Source organism: Mycetohabitans sp. B2 (assembly GCF_021733735.1).
In the GTDB taxonomy this organism is placed as follows: domain Bacteria; phylum Pseudomonadota; class Gammaproteobacteria; order Burkholderiales; family Burkholderiaceae; genus Mycetohabitans; species Mycetohabitans rhizoxinica.
In genome coordinates this window covers 77,731-100,037 of sequence record NZ_JAHKSP010000034.1, presented here as the reverse complement: position 1 = coordinate 100,037, position 22,307 = coordinate 77,731, and the positions used below count along the sequence as shown (strand labels likewise).

Sequence of the window (22,307 nt, the reverse complement as noted above, 5' to 3'; positions counted from 1 at the left end):
GCTGTGTGACAGCTATGCCTGCGCGAACTGAGCCCGGTACGCCACCGGGCTCAGCCTCTCCTTCCTGCGGTATGGCCGCGGTGATGCGTCGATAGCCGTACCGCCCTTTGTGCATGTCAAACACCGAACGGATCTTGGCCTTCAAGCTCGCGTATTTGTTGCCTTAGCTCAAGCACGATGTGCGTTTTCACTGCGGCGCTGCCTGCTTCTTCGCTTGAACTAAGGCGTCAAGTTTTTTAGGTAAGCGTTCTCCATGCGAAGGTGGTTCAACTCGTCCAGCAGGTCCTGGCGAGTGCGTACCTCGTCATCACGCAACTTAGCCTCAGGCTCGTTGATCGACTGCTTTTTCATTCTTATGCGGTACACGGCAAGCGTCGATTTGTCCGGCGGAGCAAGCAAAAGTTGTTCGAAGCATGCCTTGCGCCGGGCGCCTCAGTTGTTTGTCGGTTTAAGTAAAGATAATTTGTTTGAGGTTTATACGATGACGTTCTATAGTGGTCGGAAGCCACATCGTTGAAGTTGCGCATGACAGCGCAGTACGATACTTCAATATATTGTGGGTCAGCGGCTAAATGATGAAGTGATCGGTCAGCGAACGGGTGCCTAACGATAGTCGTTCCTGATAGATAAATTTGATGTCTGGAGGAACAAGATGAAGAAGTACCCCAGCCATAAACCGAATGGCGCCGTGTCTGTGCAACGCCTCTGCTTGCCCTGCCTATATTGTGCTCTTCAACCGTCCTGCGTAACCTAAGGCGTTTGCGCGCCTCTTTACCAGTGACATCTCGCTGCACTTTGGGTGGTCCGCCCGTTTAAGTCATTTGTTTAAAGTGCCGCTGCGTTGGCAGTGCGTGGCATTGCTAAACTACAAATCTTTAATCGATTAGGGATGCTTATTCATCTATCCAGATATGGATAGATGAATGCACGCGAATTCACGATGGCCATCGTCTGCGAGAGTAGAAGCAAGGCCGACACAATGAGGAAGCGTATGGATTCAGAGTCTTCTGAGCAATTTGCGTCTCTAATGCAGCGCATAGGCGCTGCCGAGTCGTCAGCCGTGCGCTCGGTGATCGCGCAAGCCGGTTCGGTGATCACATTGGCACAGCACCATCCTCGCGAATGGATGCGCCAATTCAATCAGCTGCACATTACCGAAGCGCGGCGGCTGCATAATCGAGCGCGCAGCGTGGCGGTGGCGGTGGCACGTCGCTTTCGCGAACAGGAGCTGCGTGGGCGGCGCGCGTTCGAGTTGCGTCATGGCCTGCATGCGCTCACGGCCGGTCCTCGCTATGACTGGTTGTTCCAACCGGATTTTGATGCGATGGCGCAGCCGAGCGCAATCGAGTCACGGACTTCGCCGGTCGCGTACCTGATGCAGCTATATCGGATTGCGCTAGCCTTGGAGGCAGACTCAGCGGACGATTTTAAGATCCGGCTCGCTCAGCGCCGACCGGACATTGCAAAAAAGGTGCTTGATACGGCTGCGATGAACCAACCGTGCCGTACGCTCTCGATTGTCAACGATGTGCTTGCGCATGCGATTGACCAGTATTTGCCCGCGTCGTCGAGCGACGAAGATGACGCGCTCAATGATGCAGTGGATACGGCCTTGGCCGATTGCCGTTACCCGTGGCGTTTACCGTATGAGCATTGGCAGGAACAAATCAATGCAATTCTCGCGTTTGCAGAGCCGCCATTGACGCTGGGCGATGTCGCGCGGCACACGGACAACGACTATCCGTACTTCTACCGCAAAGGCGCGCATTCACCGCGCTCGGATGCGGCGATGCAGCAAAGCACTGGCCTGGGTGCTAACCGGCGTGCGCTGTTAATCGAGACGCCATACTTTCCCGGTTTGGCTACGTCTGATACGGCGCGCTCGCACCGTTATGACCCGCATACGCTCGCGGTACGGGCCACCGCGCTTAGCGAGGACCAGACGACGTTTTTCAAGCGGCATTTTGGTGTTGATACGCTGCCTGAGCTACAGCGCACCGACGTTTTTTGTCTGCGCACGGATATGTCACGCTACGCCTTGGATGAGCTATTTGCACTGCAAACGCACGCGCCCACGGCCTCGCCGAACGTCAAACCCGATCCGGGGCTCGTCGATGCGTCGATGTTTGGCGCGGTGTTTGTCAACAGCGCTTCGCAACCGTCGATTGATATCGACAGTAAGGCCGATCTCGGGCAAGCGCGGCTGAGCGGCGATGGCAATCCCGAACTCGACGCGCAACCAGCACATCGTCTCGTGAATTTAACCGAAGATCGGGCCGATCGGGCGAATCGATTGATTCGGCTCAGCCGCTGGCTGAACCTATCGTACGCTGACACCGATCGCTTGGTGAGCGCAGCGATTATCGCTGAGCAAGGCGAGGCCGTCGAGCGACCGTGGATGACGCCCAACACACTGCGCGCGTTGGGCGTGTTTCAGGACCTGCGACAGCGCTATGGTGTGAAGGCTGAGGATTTTGCCGCGTGGCTGCATCAGATTTCACCGTATGGGCAAGGCACGACACCGTCGCAGTTTGACCGCCTCTTCAATGCTCAGTCGCTGTTTGCTCAGCCGCTGGTGCTCGATGACACGCCCTTCGATATTCGGCCGGCCGAGCACGACGAGCGGGGCAAGCAGACGGTGCAGCACATCTGTGCCGCATTGGGTCTAAATCAAGAAACGTTTCAATATCTGGCTCGCTTGATTGCCGAAGCGAATACTGACAGTGCACCGCAGCAAGACAATCGACTACGGCTGACACGTTCGCTGGCCACGGTCTCGTCTTTTTATCGCATCACAAGCCTGGCCCGCACGCTAAAGCTGCATCCAATTGTGCTGACTGCACTATTGGAAATACTTGGCGATGGGGGGCCATCGTTGGTGAATCAGATGGCGGGCCGGCCCGTAAACCTGACGTACCAAGTCTATGGTTCCGCGGATTTGCTCAGCACGTTAGTGGCCGTAGTCAATTGCGTCGAGTGGTGCCAAGGCAACAATATCGACGTTGTGTGGTTGATACAACATGTGCAGTCGCCAGTCACCCCCACGGTGGCCACCGATGCGGAAAAGAAACTCATCCAGGAGCTCAAAAGCCGACTCGAGCCGGTGCGCGTGACGCGCACTACGCTGCTCGAAGCAGGAATACCCGAGACGATCATAATTAACGGTATAGACCCCATCTCGCCAGATTGGCTATGTCTGTTGCACGATTTGATGGACGAGCAGGGCGTGATACGCGATGGCGTGTCGGCGTCAGACGACGCGTATGCGCTTAGTGCCCGCACAATCCTCATGCAGGTGATCGATGCACTGTATGCTAGCAAGTTCGATGACGCACGTGGCCATCATCGAGCTGCGCCGAGTGCACCGGTGCCTAAGCACGACGATGCGGCGCCAGTGGAGGTGGAAAAGCAAAATCTAATCGAAACACTGTTAGCTGTGGTGTTGCGTGCACGGGCTGCCCAGCTGGCGGTGGTGCAAGAAAGTGTAGCGGGGTATTTGCAGCTGAGCGCGGAGCGCGTGTTGCCGCTCATTGCATGGGCTGGTCAAAGTGCGTATGCACTGCTCGTGTGGTCGATGCAGGCTGCTGACAAGGCGGGCGCTACGCTGCTGTCCACTGCTCGCCGGTTTACGCGTTCGCTTGTGGACGAGGACAACGAAACGCCCGAGGGCTATGACACGATGCTAGTGAAGCTGGCCGAATTGGGCCGGCTCGCGCGTATTGCACAACAGTTTCAGCTGGATGCGGCGATGCTACAGGCGCACGCCCAAAGTTGGGGACGCGATTGGTTTGGCTTTGCTGCAGGCACGATTACGCTACAACACTTATATTATCTGAGCTTGTATGCGCGCGTGATCAAAGTGGCTCAGCACCCGCCAGAGAAGTTGTTGCACTATCTCAAACTGGTTAACGACCCGGAACTGTTTGCCCACGATGGCGGCAGTGGGCCGTCTGAAGATCAGTTGCGGCTGGTGCGCGATGGCGCGGCGGGTAAACTGGCTGAGTTGTTGGGCTGGAGTGCACGCGAGATTTTAACGGTCGCGCAGTCGATTAACGAGCAGGGCATAGTGTTCAATCTGGTCGAGTTCGACAAGCTGCTGCGCTGCTACGCACTGTGCCGCACCACGGGGCTAAATGCGCAAGCGCTGCTTGATTTGGGCGCGCTCACGCTACATTCGCCTGATTCGGCGTACCGCAAGGGGGCGCAAAATGCGCTCAGTTGCTTAACCGCTGCGACGGTGGCCAGCGAACAGTCCGAGCGCGGACCTGTGGCGGAAGTGGGCCAGAGCGTGACCAGCACATGCACGGTGAGCCCCGAGCAGCTCATTGCCAATCATGACGCATCGGACAATATTGCCACCTTTACGCTGACCATCCGGGATTTGGCTGGCGAGCCGCTGCATGGCATTGTGGTGCGATGGAGTGTTGAAGACGCCGGTAGTTTGCACCAGACGCAGACACTGACGAACGAAGATGGCGTGACCACTGTTGAACTTCATCCAGGCGTCATTATGGGAGTGGCCCGCGTGCGTGCGCGCATCGGGTTGGACCAAGTGATTGACATGCCGACGCTGTTGATCGACTGTGATGAAGTCAGTCTGAGATTTACCACTAAGCAACCCAGACCGCCTGTTCAACCACCGCTGGCAGGTGAGCGTGAGAGCGTCGAGCTTTTTGTGCAACTCCAGGACCAGTATGACAATGCCGGCGTGGATCGTCTGGTTCAATGGACGACCACTGCGGGTCGACTGTTGCAGGCTGACACGCATACGGATCGGGATGGCTATGCGCGGGTCAAGCTGGTCAGTCAACAAGTGCAAGACTGCAAAGTGTTGGCCTCCTATGGGACGAAATCAAGCAGAAATTTCCCGACGATTACCTTTGTAGACCGACCGTATTTAGATAGGTCGTATAACCTGCGTGTGATAACGAGCAATGTGGCTGGGGAAGCCATCACCGTGCAATGCCGTATGCTGAGCTTGTCCGGTGCGCCTGCGCCAGAACAAACTATCTGCTGGGGGCTTGCGGCCAGCGGTGAGTCGCATGAGTCCTATACTGATGACAATGGTCTTGCGCAATTTACCTTTCAGCCAACTGAGGCCGGTAGTGTGACAGTGGGTGCGGCTTATATGGGGCCCAAACCAAAGCCGGGCAATAAGTCAAACGATCAGTCGCTCGAGATGTTGGAACAAGCTATCGAGGTGCTCGGCAATCCAACACTGGAGCGAATAACTGAGAGTAACGTGCGCACGGTTGTGGGTGGACAACCGCTCTTATTAAAAGTACGTGTGCAGGCCACGAGCGGATCGAACCAAATAGAGCCCGCCGCTCGCTATCCGGTGAGCTGGCAGATCGGCGAAGATGAGCCCAAGATCGTAAAGAGTGACGTATTGGGCGAAAGTATCCTATCCCTTCCACGTGACCACGCTAATTCATACACCGTGGCGGCTCGTTTGGCCAATGGACAAGAAGTTAAGATTGACGTTAACATCTTCGCGCAGCCTAGATGGGAATTGATACTGAATGACCAACCCCTCACCGATGCGTCATCGCCTATCACGTTCCGGCATAGACAAGCCTACGAGTTGCAGGTGAAGCCGGCGTCAAACCAAGATTGGCTTAAAGACAAAGAGGTCACGTTGACGTGGGACGGTCCCAACGTGATGGGACTAGGGCTAAGCGCGACACCGCCGTTTTTGCAAGTTGAGCCACTGAACGACCTCGAGCAGGGGATAGGTTGGAAGATTGACTGTCGCGGGCGTGAGCGTGCGCAGTTTGCGTTGGGTATCCGTCTGGTCGGACTTGGTCATGTGCAGTGGCTCAAAGTCAACCTCCTGGAGTCGGCCAGCGGTGCCCAAATGAGAAAACGGCCACACGCATAAGGAGCCACGACAATGAGCGTCGATCACCCAATCTTGTCACAGCTTGACGAAAACCGCCGCGATGCGCTGGTGCAGTTCTATCTGGGGCAGATTGCCCCTGAGCAAGGCATTGCGGCCGGTCAACTTACCACGCCCGAGGATCTGTATCAGTATCTGCTGCTGGACAATCAAGTCAGCGCGAAGGTCACCACTTCCTGGGTGGCTGAGGCTATTGCCAGCCTGCAGCAGTATATCCATGGTATCTACAATGGCATGGAGCCGGGCCATACAACACAGGCCTATGAGCGTGACGACATTGACTATTGGCGCCACTGGCAAGCATTGTATTCAGTCTGGGGCGCCAACCAGCTGCTGCAGTCGTATCCGGAAAACTATATTGATCCGACGCTGCGCATTAGAAAAACACAAATTTTTAAGGAGTTTGAATCGTCCACTGCGCAATCGCGTATCAATAGCGATCGGGTGCGCGATGCGGCGCTCGACTACTTGAGGCGCTTTGAGCAAGTGAGCAACCTCAAAGTGCTCAGTGGCTACATTGATGGGCCCACTCATCGTGATGCCGATTACTATTTTATCGGACAGGAAAAGACCGCGCCGCACCGCTACTATTGGCGCAGGGCGCGGGTGCAGCTCGAACCCGCCAACACTCGGCTCAATCCCACCGCGTGGGAGGAATGGCAACTGATTGACGTTGCGTTTAGCGATAATGTCTCGCTGATTCGCCCGGTGCTCACTGGCGGCCGATTGTTCGTTGTGTGGGCCGAGCAGCATGCGAGAGCCGAAACGATGGACAATGACGGGAAGGTTACGGAATACAATTACGATCTCAAGCTTGCTTATTTGAACCTAAATGGTCAGTGGTCGGCGCCGATGACGGCGGGTACAAGGGTCGTTAATGAAAACAACCCGCTGTCGTTTAAGTTGCTCGCGATTGCGTTTGAGAGCTTGGCCGAGCAGGGCGCCATATTGGCCGTGGCGTTAACCCGCGATAATGACATCATTGGCGAATCCAGCGGCCAGACGGATCCCATCATGTGCGCATGGAATGCGGTGTTTGATCCAGTTGTGCTCAATGCGTGGCAAAAAGAAGTGCTCAAAGGGCTGGCCACGCAGCGCTTTTCCGATGCACAGACGCTGCAAAACCGATTTTCCAACTGGGAGACCGTTTTTGAAGGCACGGATTTTGAAGTAGATTCCGTTGAGTGTAAAAATAGTTACCCGCCAGGCGGTGGGATAAACCAGTATTTTGAGCTCGAGGCAGAATGTGTTAAGGGGATAGAAGAGTGTACAATGTTTCAGGAGAAGGAGACAATTAAAACTGAAGTGGACCTCAATGTACGCGGTAGATGTGCGGCGGTGCGGGAAAATTTGCGCATTGAAACGCTGATGCTTCAATTTACGATACTGGATTATGTTGGATGGGATGACCTACTGCTTACGCTTAAGATCGAGGTCCGGCCTGATTATCAAAACCCTTCAGGTGAAAGTCAAGCCACGTTTTCAATTACACAAAATTTCTTTAATTTTGGCCAAGAAATCCAGTTATTAGTTAATGGTCACTCTGTTGAGGGTTTAAAGATAACACCTCAGCCCAATAGCACCACATCCGTTGCCTTTAAGCTGCAAAAAGACATTGAACAGGCGATTATCAAGATGTCGCCACAACAAATTAGGGAGGGAGCTAATTTCTCATTTAAGATTGATGGTAGAGAGCCCATTTCTTTTAAATCCAAGCATAATCGACTGATTATTTATCGGGAGAGTTTTAAATCGGAATGCTTTGGTATTTGGCAAGGTGAGGAAACGTCAGGCGTACCGATTAGTAAAAGTGTGCTGCTTCTAAATGGTGGGGCGGTGAGCCGCTCGGTTCGTACAACCAGTACATCCATTGATGATTCGCCTTATAAGCATGCCTTTGCCTTTGGCGTGTATTCAAACAACCTATCCAATGTAGTTTTAGACAATCAAGATACGCCTGGTTATAACGCGTTCCATGTCAAAATCCGAGAAAAACCTTCGAAACGCCCTACAATCGTGGAGTCTAATGGCGGACAATTTTTAGCATTGAACGATGATGACTTAAATATCAAGTACGTGCGGCTCAACACACTGTTTGCGGGGCAGTTAATTCAGCGCGCTTCGTTCTCATTGGCGCGGCTGCTGCACTGGGATACGCAGCATATCGAAGAGCCAGGCACGCCGGACGCGTCTGAAACGCCGGTGCTGATGGATTTTGATGGTGCCAATGGCCGCTATTTCTGGGAGCTCTTTTTCCATATGCCCCATTTAGTGGCACACCAACTCACAAACGAGTTGAACTACGCGGACGCACAAGACTGGTTGCATTATCTATTCAATCCGAGCGCATTGGTGATTCCGGCCGAACGCGACACGCCCAGTTATTGGCAGGTGCGGCCGCTGATCGAAAAAGGCGATGACGCGTATGAAGTGGACGGGCCGACAGATCCAGATGCCATCGCGTACTCGCGCCCCGAGCACTACTGTAAAAAGGTCTATCTTGATTATGTGCACAATTTGATTGCATGGGCCGACTCGCTCTATCGACGCTTGACACGCGATAGCCTGACCGAAGCCAAATTGCTGTATGTGCGGGCCTTGTCGTTGATGGGCAATGCACCATCGTTTCGCGGCGTGAGCCGCTGGACGCCGGCTAGCCTAGAGGAGCTTGACCGATCCGATGTGACGGCACTCACCACGTTCGAAGCGACACTCGATGACGCAACGCTTAGCAATCTCCCGGCCCAACCCGGCGGGCCAGTGATGCTCGATTTACTCGATGTGCCGGCCTTTCGCCTGCCGCTCAATCAACAGTTGCTCGACGTGTGGGATACGCTAGCCTCTCGCCTTAGCAACCTGCGCCATAATCTCACGCTCGACGGCAAGCCGATGAGCTTGCCACTGTTTGACGCGCTGGCCAATCCGCGCGATTTGCTGCGTGCACAAGCGGCCGGGGCTGGCCCGGGTCAGCGCAATCCAGGCGCGCACCTGGTGATTCCACCGTATCGATTTATCGCGATTTTGCCGCGGGCGCAAAACGCGGTCGACACGCTGTGCCGTTTTGGCGAGCAGGTTCGCCAGTATATGGAGGCGGGCGATCGGTGCGCACAAGAGGAATTACAACAGCGCCATGTGATTGAACTAGCCGATTTTGCTGAACAGTTGCAGCAGCAATATGTAGAACAGGCGCAAGCGACTGAAGCAGCATTGCACGCCAACAAAGCCAGTATTGCCTTACGTTACGACTATTACCGTGAGCAGGTCGAGCGCGACGTGTCGGCCGAGGAGATCGCCGCGCTGGCGGCCAGCAACCTGAGCCAGGTACTGCAGGCTGGAGTGAGTGCGTTATCGATGGCCGGCGCGGCCGCATCAACGGCGCCTAACATCTTCGGTATGGCCAATGGTGGCATGGAGTATGGAGCGCCGTTTCAGGCCGCCGCGCATGGGCTGGCGACCCAGTCAGCCGTTGCACAAATCATGGCCATGAATCTTGAGACGTCGGACCGCTATCGCCGCCGCCGCGAGGAATGGGCACACCAGCGAGATATGGCACAGAAGGAGATGGAAGCGATCGATGCGCAGATCGCGGCACAAGCGGTGCAGATCCAAGCGGCACAAACCGCGCTGAAGCAGCAATGTCGCGCCAAGACGCAAGCGCAGGAGCTCTACACGTTCTTGAGTCAAACCCGCGGCAGCAAAATCTCACTTTATCGCTGGCTGCAAAGCCAAATGGCGACACTGTACTTTCAGGCATACGATGCGGTCACCGCGTTTTGTCTGTCGGCGCAGGCGTGCTGGCAGTACGAGATTGGCGACTACGACACGCAGTTTATTCAGCCCGATGTGTGGTTCGATAATTACCATGGTCTGGGCGCAGGCGAAGCGCTCAAACTGGCGCTGCTGAAAATGGAGTCAGCCTTTGTGCATCGCAACGAGCGGCGGCTGGAGCTGATCAAAACCGTGTCGCTCCGTCAACTGATTGAGAAGCAAGCGGGGAACGAAGAGGAGAAAAAAGAGGCTTGGTCTAAGGTAATTAAGCAATTGAAAGATGACGGTCAGCTGCCGTTTGAGTTGACAGCCCGCATGCTCGATGAAGACTATCCGGGCCTGTATCTACGTCAGCTGTTGCGCGTGTCGGTCACGCTCCCGGCGGTCATTGGCCCGTACCAAAACATTCGCGCGCGGCTGCTTCAAACGTCCAGCCAAACGGTGATCAAGCCCTCTTTGGCTGCAGTGTGCTACACCCATGATCCCAACGATCCGCAGGCAGATACTACCGATATTCGTTTCAACTTGCGCCCGACTGGGCAGATTGCGTTGTCCACCGGCTTGGACGATAGCGGGATGGTACAGATGAGTTTTGATGATGGGCGCTATTTTCCGTTTGAAGGCACCGGTGCAATCTCGTCATGGCTGCTGGAGTTCCCGCGGCACGAACAAGACGATCAGCAGGCATTGTTCGAAGCGATGACCGATATTGTGATTCAGTTTCAGTACACAGCCGTCGACGGGGGGCGTCAATTGGCGCAAGACGTCGAGGCACTGCTTAATGCGGCGTCCAAATCGCCAGCGAATCCGAGCCCGCTCACGCATCGTGGCTCGACCTCCTACGCGCGAGTTTGACTCTTTGAAGAGGATCCGATCATGACAACCCCACGCAAGACTGGCCGCAATTTACTGAAAAACGGAACCTTTGAAAAAAATTTTCTTGACCCTGGCAATGGTTGGGAATCGGCCAATCCCGATGAGCCGGGAGTGGCACAAGAGAAAGATTTTGGCACTGGCCTAAATTACCTGTATTTCGAAAGGGGCATTGTCCAGCAGCGGTTTGCGCTGCCGGTCAACCCAGGCAAGCTGGACGCGACTAACTATGGGTATCAGCTGTCGTTTCAGTATCAACCGACTCGTTTCCAAGGAGGCGAGGAGCCGTACGCCGAGTTGCGCGCCTGGCCCAGTGAAGAGAAAGACCGCGTGGAACTACCAACGGCTGGCTCGGACAATCGCCTGGCCGCTGATGACTATACACAGTGGCTTTCACGCGAGGTATTTTTTAAGTCGTACAAGGACCACGACATCGAATTCGAAGTGCGCTTGGCGTCCGGGCGCAATCCTGAAGTGAGTTTAAGCGTTCCTGAACATGAGCCACCCGAAGCGACGCCGCTAGCCGTGGAATGGCCGTTTAGGGAGGGCGAGCTGCATGTGGCGGGCAGCAGCACCGATGCCTCGGCGCATCCGGGGGTGGCGGTGCAGCTCCATCTACCACCGTTGACGTTGCAGGATGGCAAAGTGCACATTCATTTTGAAGGTAACACGCATATCGCACCGCTGCTGCCCGATGGCCGGGTGCCAATTTGCCGCGGTGCGACACATGTGATGACGCTGTTGCCTGAAGAAGACAATGGTTGGGCCGGGGACGGTCCTTATCCAGGAACTGATGTTTATGGTGAATGGGACAATACCGATGAAGCTGAGCGGCTGAAGGTCACGCTCAGCGCCACTGCGTCAAAGCCTGAAGACGATGCGCAGCACGTCACCGCACCGTGGCGTATCGAGTGTGGTAATGCCGCCAGCGGCGAGATTGATATCACCATTGACAGTGTCTACCATGCTGAGTCTTTTGCATTGCCATGTGCGGTTGGGCATTATCAATTAGCAATTAGCGAGCATCCAGAACCGTCGCATTGGCCGGTCATTCCGTTGAACGAAACGGTGCGGCTGGCAGTGCAAGTGTGCAATGGCGTGGCGAAAGTGCACGCCGATAACGTGGTGGTGCAATGGGAGGCACCGAAGGGACCGAACTTGTGTACCACCGACGAAGCGGGTTGGGCCTATTTTACCTATCAGCCAACGGCAGATAAAACACCTGTCGAGGCGAGTGTCAATGCCCCATATAACATTGAGCCGGATCAGTGTACGTTCACTGTCCGCGCGATTCCGACGTTGCCGTGGGTGCAGTTTGAAGTGTATTTGGATGAGCAACCCATAAGTGAGCAGCCCATAAATCTTAATGCCTTGGACCTTTCTCCGGGTTCGAAACACGTATTGTTGTTCAAGCCCAGTCCACAATCCGTGCTAGAAGGGCAAAGCTTTTACCTAGCCTGGGGTGACAACTCTTCCAATCCAGAAGACTTGGGCGTGTCCTTTGATCCCCTCCTTGGCCAAGAAAGGGAGCTTACAACAGACGGAATATGCTGGACTATCTCATGTACGGAAGAGGCCAGCGGGCGCTTCGAACTGCAACTATGTACGTCTAGGCTGCGCTGTCCGCTAAGTCTAGATTGTTGGATTGCAGACCATTACAAGATTGAAGCTGTTGACCAGCAGGATGTGATTCCCGTCCTAGCGTGGAATGAGACGATTAAAGTCAAGGTACAGATTTTTTCGCTTCATACAGACCGAGCAGTCTCAGGGGCGGAGGTGAAATGGGAAGATAACCAAATTCCTCCCAAGGAGTATAAAATCGGTACTGGCCCAGACGGATGGGCAGAGTGGACTTATCAGCCCTCAGTCGCGAGCCCGCACCAACTCATTGCTACGATTGCACAACCCCGAGAGCAAGAACCGCTGAAACACTGCTTTGATATCGAAGTGCTGGATAAATTTGATTGGTCGTTGTTTGAAGTCACGTTGGATAACGAACCAGTTGAGCTGGCTACCATTGATGCGTTGGATCTGTATCCAGGTTCGGACCACGTATTAGTTATTAAGCTTAGTACACAGTCCATACTCGAGGGGCAGCCCTTCCACCTGGCTTGGGGCGATAATTCATTTTCCCCCTCAGAGATGGGCGTGTCGTTCTCTCCTGCCCTTGAGCAGCCTCTTCAGCTTACAAAAGAGGGGATACGTTGGACCATCTCGTGCACGGAGGAGGCCAACGGGCGCTTTAATTTTCAATTACGAACGCCAAGGTTGCGTTGCCCACTGGATATGAATGGCTGGATTGCAGACAGCTATCAGGTCGAAAACACTCATCAGGAAGACATTATTCCCGTTCTGGCAGAAGACGATACGGTCACGGTCAAGGTTCAGATTTATTCGCATCATACAGCCAAACCTGTGGAAGGGATTGTTGTGCAGTGGCAGGATAACCATACTCCACCAACGAAACACGACGATAAAACCGACAAAGATGGTTGGGTCATGTGGGTTTATTCACCATCGGTAGCAGGCTCCCGGCGAGTCACAGCAACGGTTGATCAGCCAAGGGAAGACAGCCCGCTGGAACAGTACTTTAATATTGAGGTATTGGATAAATTTGAGTGGTCATTGTTTGAGGTGATGTTGGATGATAACCCTGTTAGGTTGGATGAGGGCATGCTCTTGTCATTAAGAGCCGATACGGCTCATACACTGAGAATAACATCAAAATCTTCTGTGATTGTCGGGAATAAAATCGCACTGAATTGGCTCGATGAACCGAATCCTGGTATTACGTTCTTCCCTATTTTGGGCCAGAGTGAAACTCTGCCGGAGGACGGTTTGACTTGGGAAATAACCTGTGACGAAAATTCTGTCGGTGTTACCGACTTGGTATTTTCGTGTGATCGCATACCATGTCATCCGCTCGAATTTTCCGCCGAAGTAACAAAGAAGTTCGCCCGAGAGTTTCAACTGACCGCTTCGGATAAGGCGCAAGGTGATTATTTTGGCGAGAGCGTTGCGATCAGCGGCGATGGCCAAACCGTGGTCGTCGGGGCATATTTCAGCGACCCTGACGGCCTACGCTATGCGGGCGCTGCGTATGTGTTTACCCGGGAAGGTGACAAGTGGACAGAGCAGAAAAAACTTACCGCTTCGGATAAGGCGGAAGATGATTATTTTGGCCACAGCGTTGCGATCAGCGACGATGGCCAGACGGTAGTCGTCGGAGCATACAGGAGCGGCCCTTACGCTGGTGGCAGCAAGCGCGCGGGTGCAGCGTATGTGTTTACCCGGGAAGGTGACAAGTGGACAGAGCAGAAAAAACTGACCGCAAAGGATAAGGAAACGAGTGAGTATCTTGGCTACAGCGTTGCGATCAGCGGCAATGGCCAGACCGTGGTCGCCGGGGCATTTTGGAACGACCCCGACGGCCTAACCAATGCGGGTGCTGCGTATGTGTTCATCCAGGAGGACGGCAAGTGGACAGAGCAGGAAATCTTGACCGCGTCGGATAAGGCGAAAGAAGATCAGTTTGGCTACAGCGTTGCGATCAGCGGCGATGGTCAGACCGTGGTCGCCGGGGCACGTTATAGCAAGTCTAACAGAGTCAGTGCGGGCGCTGTGTATGTGTTCGTCCGGGAGAGCAGCGGATGGATGCAGCAGGAAAAACTGACCGCTTCGGATAAGGCGCAAGGTGATTATTTTGGCGAGAGCGTTGCGATCAGCGGCGATGGCCAAACCGTGGTCGTCGGGGCACTTGTGAGCGATCCTGACGGCCTAACCGATGCGGGCGCTGCGTATGTGTTTACCCGGGAAGGTGGCAAGTGGACAGAGCAGAAAAAAATGACCGCGTTAGATAAGGCGGAAGATTATATGTTTGGCATAAGCGTTGCGATCAGCGGCGATGGCCAGACAGTGGTCGTTGGGGCACACAAGAGCGGGTCTGACAACGAAGTCGTTGTGGGTGCCGCGTACATGTTCCACCAGGTGGACAGCGAGTGGGAGCAGTCGCAAAAATTAACCACGTTGGATAAAGTGATGTCTGATCAGTTTGGCCACAGCGTTGCGGTCAGCGGCGATGGCGAGATTGTAGTCGTTGGAGCATATCGTAGCGACGTTGACAATGTAACTGGGGCGGGCGCTGCCTATACATATATATGAGTTGCCTTGATGCGTTGCTGAAGTATGCAACGTTTCAAACGTACACATCATGTCTGTGGGTGTGACTGTACTCTAATGCGCTTAATATCCATTTTTAAATGCTTAGCGTGCCGTCCATAAAATTAACCTTACGTCGAGAGCGTTGCGATGAACGTCGTCACATCCGCTGGGTCCAGTGCACTGCCTGCCATTGGGCTGTCGCCGCTATCGCTACCCAAGGGCGGGGGCGCAATCGAGGGCCTTGGGGAAACGCTCAACGCCGGAGGTGTCAACGGCACCGTGTTGCTGACACTGCCACTACCCATCACTGACACAGGGGGCGACACACCGGCACTGTCGCTCAACTACAGCAGCGGTGCGGGCAACGGCATATTTGGGCTCGGCGTGAGCTTGAGCGTGCCCAGCATTAGCCGACGCACCGCGAAAGGGGTGCCACGCTACACGGAGTCGGATGAATTCGTCGATGCGAGCGGCGAAGTGTTGGTGCGGGTTGGTGACGTATCACGCCAGCCGTTAAACGAGCGCAGTTTTCAAGTCACACCGTTTGCGTCGCGTGTGGCCAGCAGCTTTGATCGGCTCGAGTATTGGCAAGCGCAAGACGATGGGAGTTGCGCCTTTTGGTGCGTGCAGGCCGCCGATGGTACGCAGCATCTGTTCGGCTATACAGCCGACGCGCGTGTGGCCGATCCGGCTACACCCGAGCGTATTGTACGTTGGTGTCTTGAGGAAAGCGTCACGCCACACGGCGAGCATCTATACTATACGTATCAAAATGAAGATGATAGGGGTATTGATACCCGCGTCCCCGTCGAGCAGTCGCGTGAGCGGCGCGCGCAGCGGTATTTAAAACGCGTGTGTTTCGGCAATCGTCGAGCGTGCGCTAAATTATACTTGCTAAGCGGCATGCCGGTGCCCACCGACTGGCATTTTGAGTTGGTGTTCGACTACGGTGAGCATGCGGCCGACGCGAATGCATTGCCCACGTATGCGCCGCAACGTGCGTGGTGCGCGCGCCGGGACCCATTTTCCGACTATTCAGTAGGATTTGAAGTGCGCACGCACCGGCTATGCCGGCAAGTGCTGATGTTTCACCGCTTTGATGCATTGGGCACAGACCCGGTGCTGGTGCGACGCGTGTATCTTGAATACGACGAACAACCGGTATTCAGCCGCTTGCGCGCCGCGTGGATGACTGGCTATGGGCCCAATCCCGGAAGCGGCGAGCCGGCTGTGGTCAGCCTACCGCCGCTCGAGTTCGGCTTTGGTGCCTTCACGCTGGCGCAGAGCCGGTTTGAGCCGTTTGAGCCGCTCGCGGGGCTGAACGATGGAGCGCTGTATCAACTGGTCGATCTGTATGGCGAAGGCGTGCCGGGCGTGCTGTACCGCGATGGCACAAGCTATTGGTACCGTGCGCCAGTGCGCGCTTCAAGTGGCGATGACGTAATCGCGTACGACGCGTGGCAGCCGCTGCCGCAATTGCCCACGGGCGGGATTGGTCCGTCGGGCCGATCTTCGTTGATGGACTTGACCGGCGACGGGCAGCTTGACTGGGTTGTGGCGCAGCCCGGCATGGCCGGCTTTTTCTCATTGGGCCCGGACAAGCGGTGGCAAGCGTTTGTGCCGTTTAGCGCGTTTCCGACTGAGTTTTTGCACCCTGAGGCACAGTTGGTCGATTTGGTTGGCGCCGGGCTGCCGGACTTGGCGTTGATTGGCCCTAAAAGCGTACGCTTGTACGCAAACCGGCGCGAGGCCGGTTTTGCTGTGCCCGAAGAGGTTGCGCACGAGTCCGATCGGCTGCCCGGCGGCGGGAGCGCCTTCAACGAACTGGTTGCTTTCAGTGACATGCTCGGCTCGGGCCAATCGCACCTGGTGCGCGTGCGTCACGATGTGCTGGTGGTGTGGCCGAATCTGGGCCGCGGACGACTGGGTGCACCGATCACGTTGGCGACGTTGCCGTTTGACTGGGATACGTTTGACCCCGCTCGCGTGCGGCTCGCGGACTTGGACGGTTCCGGTGCAGCCGATTTAATCTATTTGGAAAAAGATCATCTGCTCGTTTTTTTAAACCAAAGTGGCAACGGGTTGGCGTCGCCGGTCACGCTCGCGTGGCCCGACGGCGTACGCTATGCCCCTACCTGTCAGGTCAGTTTTGCGGATGTGTCCGGCACGGGCTGTGCAGCATTGGTACTGACGGTGCCGCATCCGAGCCCGCGTCACTGGATCATGGATTTTGCCGCAGGCAAGAAACCGTACTTGCTTGAACGCATAAACAACAACCGCGGCTGGGATACCCAACTTAGCTACCGCAGTTCTGCACAAGCCTGGCTTGATGAAAAGCAGGCGACGCCTAATGCCGTCAGCCACCTGCCGTTTCCGGTGCAGCTTATCTCGCAACTGACGCAAACCGATGAGGTCACCGGCAATACATTGACGCAGCGCTACCTTTATCGGCACGGCTTTTACGATGGACAAGAGCGGGAGTTTGCCGGTTTTGGCTATTGTGAGCAGTGGGATATCGAGCACCATGCGACAAGTGAGAGGGATGACGACACGCTCACCGCGCCGGTGCTTAAGAAAACGTGGTTTCGCGTCGGTGCTAAGCAGGACGACGACGATCGAGCCGACTACTATGCCGGGGATGCAAAAGCACCATCGCTGGGCGCCACGCGCTGGCTCGATCACGACAATCAGCCGATCGCGCGCCCCGACGCAGTACAGTGGCGCGCACTGTGCGGACGGGTGAGGCGCGAGGAAGTGTATGGTGCCGATGAGACGCCCGCTGCCGCGCACCCGTACACGGTGACAGAATACCGCTATCAGGTACGTGAGATGCCCAATGCGCTTGGCGCAAGCGTGCTGCTGCCGATGCCGCTCGAGCAGCTCAGCATCCAGTATGAGCGCTTACCTGACGATCCGCTGATCACACATGAAGTGTTGCTTCAGGCGGATACGTATGGTTATTCAACGGATGCGGCCACGGTGCACTATCCACGCCGCATCAATCCGGCGGTCCCGGACGGATACCAGGACACGCAGCAGCAGCCGTTGCGCGTGACGCGCACGCAGCACGGGTGGATTCACTTAAATCAGTCCAACGGGCCGTGGCGATTGGGGCTGCCGTGTGAGGTGAAAACGCAAGCGGTGCAGTTGCTCGAGGACTCCAGCGCGTGGCTGGATTATGAGCAACTGAGCGACGGCCGACTCAATACCGCACCGCATGAATTGATTGGTTGGCAACGTCTGGACTATGTCGATACAGAAGGTGCCAAATTGCCACTGGGCCAGGCGACGGTGCAAGGGTTAGGGGCGAGCACGCGTCAGGCTGAGGTGACACTGGCGGCGCTTGAGCATGCATGCGAAGGGTTGCCAGCCCCTGAGGACCTGGAGCACTGGGTTGAGCAAGCGCGGTATCAATGGGACGAAGGCTATTATTGGATCGCCTCACCGCACGCCTATTATTTAGGACCAGATGACTTCTACCGGCTCGGCCATCAGACGGACGTGTTTGGCGCCGAGACCCATCTCGACTACGATGCGTCTGGCTATTGCGTAACGTGCGTGACCGATGCGCTTGGGCATATTACACAGGCCGAGTATGACTATCGACGGCTACAACCGACGTGCGTGATTGACGCAAACGAGAACCGGCACGAAGCCGCGTATGATCCGCTAGGCCGGGTGCGGGTCACAAGTTTCTACGGCACGCAAGGGGAGAAGGAGGTCGGGTTTGCGCCAGTGCGCGACTATCGTACCGACGTGTATTCACTGGAGGCGGCGCTGGCCGATCCGGCCGGTGCGATCCGCCAAGCTGCAAGCGTCTATTACGATGCATTGTTCAATTGGATGGGCCAGTTGGATGTCAACGCACGGCGCTCGCTGAGCGACACCGAGCAACAGCAGCTGTGCGACCTGGGGCTAATCACGCGCGATGCTCACGTGCGTGCGCGCTATCAGTGGAGCACGGCCGCGCCAGCCGGTCTGTCACCTGAGCGCTGGGTGCAGATCCGCTCGCTGTTGTCTGACGCTTCACGCGCCCCCGTGCAGACGGCCAGCTTCATGCATGATAGTTATCCGAATGACGCACAGCGACAGATTCGCTGTACGGTGGCGTTCACCGATGGCTTCGGTCGCGCACTGCAGACCAAACAGCGTGTGGCGTCGGGGCCGGCGTGGACCGCTGATACGCACGGCAACCTAGTGCTTCAAAATGGGCGGCCGGTGAGCCAACACACAGACACGCGCTGGGCGGTCTCGGGCCGCGTCGAATACAACAATAAGGGCTTAGCGGTGCGCATGTATCAACCGTATTTTATCGATACGCCTGGCTATGTGACGGACGTGTCGCTGCGACAAGGCGCGCCGCATGACACGCTTTATTACGATCCGTTGGGCCGTCCGATACGGGTGCACACTGCAGCCGGCTATGAGCGGCGAAGCCGCTTTGCGGTTTGGTTCGACACGCATGAAGATGAAAACGACACCCGCGCTCAGCCAGGTGACCGTTGCCACGACACGCCCACGGTCGCGGTGCGAGACAATCGGGGCTTGACGGTGCGCGAAGTGCAATACAATCGTGTCACCGAGGACAGCGAGCGTCAAGTTTTGGTGACCCGGCATGAGTTCGATGCGAGCGGCGCACTGGTGAGCAGTGCGGATCCACGGCTCGGCGCGCAAGGCCAATGCAATTTCAGTTACCTGCGTACGCTCACCGGCCAACTGCTGCGCACCCACAGCGTCGATGCGGGCACGCAATTGCAACTGCGCGATGCGCGCGGCTTGCTTGTGTGGGCAGCCACTGGCAACGGGCACCGTCAGCGCTGGAGCTATGATGAGTTGAGTCGTCCTACCGCGCGATTTGAGCAGTCCGGCGGTGCGTCCGAAGCGTGTCGCGAACGTTTTGTCTATGGTGCAACGGATAGCGACGCAGCGCACAATTGCCGTGGTCAATTGGTACGTCATTGCGATCCATCTGGTCTGACGAGGGTGGACGACTATGCGCTAACCGGTCAACCGTTGAGTGAAGCTCGCAGCTTTTTAGTAACGCTAAACGCGCCTGATTGGCCCGAAGGCGAAGCAGTGCAGACCGCACTGCTTGAGCCCGAGCGCCACACAACCTTCTGGACCTATAACGCGCTAGGCGAGATGCGCACGCACACCGATGCAGGCGGGCATTGCCGGCGCTTTGAATACGATACAGCCGGGCGACTTCGCGCGGTTTGGTTGCGCTTAGCTAAACAGGACGAGCGCTGTGTCACGTCGGACTTTACGTACAATGCGGCAGGCCAGCCGTTGCAGGTGCGTGCCGGCAATGGCGTAGTGCGCACCTATACGTATGAAGCGGGCACACAACGATTGACGAGTCTGTGCACGCAGCGCGAGGGCACTGCACTGCAAGACTTGAGCTACACGTACGATCCGGTGGGCAATATCACGCGCATTGAAGACACCGCGCAGCCCGTGCGTTATACACGCAATCAGCGTGTGGAGGCGGCGAGCACCTATCAATACGATGCGCTGTATCAATTGGTTCAGGCCACCGGCCGTGAAAGTGCGCAGGCTGGGCAGCAAAGCAACACGTTGCCACCGTGGCACGGCTTGGATGACACGCAACGGGTGAATTACACGCGCGACTACACGTATGATGCAGGCGGTAATTTGCACCGCATTCAGCATACCGGGGCGCAACGCTACACATTTGAGATGACGGTGGCCGCCGGCTCGAACCGCGCGGTACCAGGTGACTGGACAAAACAGCCTGATTGCGTAGACCCGTACTTCGACGCAAACGGCAATGTGGCGCAATTACAAATGGGTCAACCGCTTACGTGGGATGCGAGCGGTCAACTCAGTGGTGTCACCCAAATGGCGCGCACAGACACTGCTGACGATGATGAGCGTTATGGCTATGATGGTGCGGGCCAACGGGTGCGCAAGGTGCGTCGCTGGTACGCAGGCAGCCAGCGGCACATCGACGAGGTGCGCTATTTGCCTGGCCTAGAATGGCGTGAACGCTGGCAAGCTGCCACGGACAATGCCCAACAGTCAAACATCAACGAGCGTTTGCAAGTCATTGTGGTGGACGCAGGCGGCATTACAGTACGCATATTGCACTGGGAGCTTGGCCAGCCCGAGGCAATCAATAATGATCAGCTGCGCTACAGTCTGGATAATCACTTAGGATCAAGCACAATTGAGCTTGACGCTGCGGGGCAGTTATTGACCTATGAAGAGTATTACCCGTATGGTGGCACTGCAGTGTGGGCGGCGAAAAGCGAGATTGAAGCAAAATACAAAACTGTACGCTATTCAGGCAAAGAACGCGATGCGACTGGTCTTTATTACTATGGGCTTCGGTATTATCAGCCATGGGTTGGGCGGTGGCTCAGCGCTGACCCGGCCGGAACTGTAGATGGCCTAAATTTATTCGGATTTGTTAAAAATAATCCTTTAAATTATGTGGATGACGACGGCGCTTCTGCAAAAGATATTGCGCTTGATGCTTTCGACGCAATTTTGGTTGTGAGAAAAAGTGCCAAGAAAAACCTTGGCATATATCGTATGAGTAATACTGAGGTAAGTATAAGAGCCCCTATAAATATTATTTCTTCAGCGGCCAGCATTCCAATTAAAGGCGTGGTGGATGTATTGACAGCCCCGTTTTTTCCTGTCGGGCCTAATCCAGCAAATATAGGAACACGGGTGGCATTTGGCCTGATGCAGAGGAATATTTATCCTAATTTGGTAAGGGCATCGGAATACATGAATACAGATTTCCTGGAAAGGCAAATTCATAAAAAAGGGCCGGATAAGGCTGTTGAGGCACTAACTTTCGGTGTGGAGCCTATTGCTGAAGCCTTGCCAATTAAATCTTTAAAGTTGCAGCAGGATATGGAAAGAGTCGATAATTCATGGAAGAGATTAGAAGGCTTGACTCGTGAAAAGGTGGAGGCTGATTATAAAGAAACCTCTAAGCTCCTTGAGTTGGTCAAGCAAAAAGAAGCTGCTGGCTTAAGTGCTCTATCTCAACTCGATAAGCCGATATCTGGTCTTGATCTGCATCTTTATAAACTTAAAAGGCTCGAGAAGGCGCCCATTTCTAAGGCGAAAGCAATGGAAAACCTTGATGCAAGGCTTCTGGAAAGATCTGCAAGGGAGGCCACAATTTATTTGGAAAAGCTTAAAAGTGATTTGCATGATAAACTTTATCCTGCGGATAAACTCAGAAGGCGGATTAATGCTAATTTGAATATAAACCAACTAAGATCGGGAATGCACGCGTATATGGCAGGCAAGAAATGGCAACGATGGGCAGCTGCCAAAAGCGCTTAGAGTCCGTTTGAAAATCAGGGATGCGCGATTCTCTGTAGAAGCAGGCTACTCGTTGCGATATGGATCATGCCTTTGGAACGCCAGTGCGTCGCTCCTAGTCGTGGACCAGCGGGCGCCAACGAACTATTCAGCTAAATCTGGACTCCACAAAGCCCAATATCGCGATTGACACCGAAAGGCATATCGGCCGCGCAAATCAACCTCTAGTACGCTGTGAACTGCTCAGGTAGGCTATGTCCACGGTTTTCGATGCGTGCACAGCACCCTCAGCCTGCCT

At 55.3% G+C, this 22,307-nt stretch carries 5 protein-coding genes and 1 pseudogene; 4 read left to right on the top strand and 2 right to left on the bottom strand.

Translation table 11 applies throughout. The features are described from left to right. Positions 1 to 52 precede the first annotated feature (52 nt). Together KPG66_RS17890 and KPG66_RS17885 are read right to left on the bottom strand one after the other, a co-directional pair. Positions 53 to 163 (bottom strand): annotated as a pseudogene (locus KPG66_RS17890) (IS3 family transposase); the annotation flags it as partial. 56 nt (positions 164 to 219) lie between these two features. After that, on the bottom strand, positions 220 to 351 hold the full coding sequence (locus KPG66_RS17885; RefSeq protein ID WP_442929422.1) for a hypothetical protein: 132 nt from the start codon (positions 349 to 351) through the stop codon (positions 220 to 222). 640 nt (positions 352 to 991) lie between these two features. On the opposite strand from KPG66_RS17885, the gene KPG66_RS07545 reads away from it, so the two are divergent. The 4 genes from KPG66_RS07545 to KPG66_RS07530 all read left to right on the top strand — a co-directional run bounded on the left by KPG66_RS07545 (position 992) and on the right by KPG66_RS07530 (position 22,030). After that, a complete protein-coding gene (locus KPG66_RS07545; protein ID WP_237070475.1) occupies positions 992 to 5,881 on the top strand; it encodes a Tc toxin subunit A in 4,890 nt (1,629 codons plus the stop codon). A 12-nt stretch (positions 5,882 to 5,893) separates the two neighbouring features. Further along, a complete protein-coding gene (locus KPG66_RS07540) occupies positions 5,894 to 10,522 on the top strand; it encodes a neuraminidase-like domain-containing protein (RefSeq protein ID WP_237070473.1) in 4,629 nt (1,542 codons plus the stop codon). 21 nt (positions 10,523 to 10,543) lie between these two features. Further along, a complete protein-coding gene (locus tag KPG66_RS07535; protein ID WP_237070466.1) occupies positions 10,544 to 14,701 on the top strand; it encodes an FG-GAP repeat protein in 4,158 nt (1,385 codons plus the stop codon). A 147-nt stretch (positions 14,702 to 14,848) separates the two neighbouring features. Continuing rightward, positions 14,849 to 22,030, top strand: coding sequence for a SpvB/TcaC N-terminal domain-containing protein (locus KPG66_RS07530; protein WP_237070464.1), 7,182 nt, complete (start codon positions 14,849 to 14,851; stop codon positions 22,028 to 22,030). Positions 22,031 to 22,307: the final 277 nt, after the last annotated feature.

What these genes read in the sequence shown, in the direction of transcription:
- KPG66_RS17885 (WP_442929422.1), bottom strand. Translation starts at nt 351, where the DNA reads ATGAAAAAGCAGTCGATCAACGAGCCTGAGGCTAAGTTGCGTGATGAC.
- KPG66_RS07545 (WP_237070475.1), top strand. Translation starts at nt 992, where the DNA reads ATGGATTCAGAGTCTTCTGAGCAATTTGCGTCTCTAATGCAGCGCATA.
- KPG66_RS07540 (WP_237070473.1), top strand. Translation starts at nt 5,894, where the DNA reads ATGAGCGTCGATCACCCAATCTTGTCACAGCTTGACGAAAACCGCCGC.
- KPG66_RS07535 (WP_237070466.1), top strand. Translation starts at nt 10,544, where the DNA reads ATGACAACCCCACGCAAGACTGGCCGCAATTTACTGAAAAACGGAACC.
- KPG66_RS07530 (WP_237070464.1), top strand. Translation starts at nt 14,849, where the DNA reads ATGAACGTCGTCACATCCGCTGGGTCCAGTGCACTGCCTGCCATTGGG.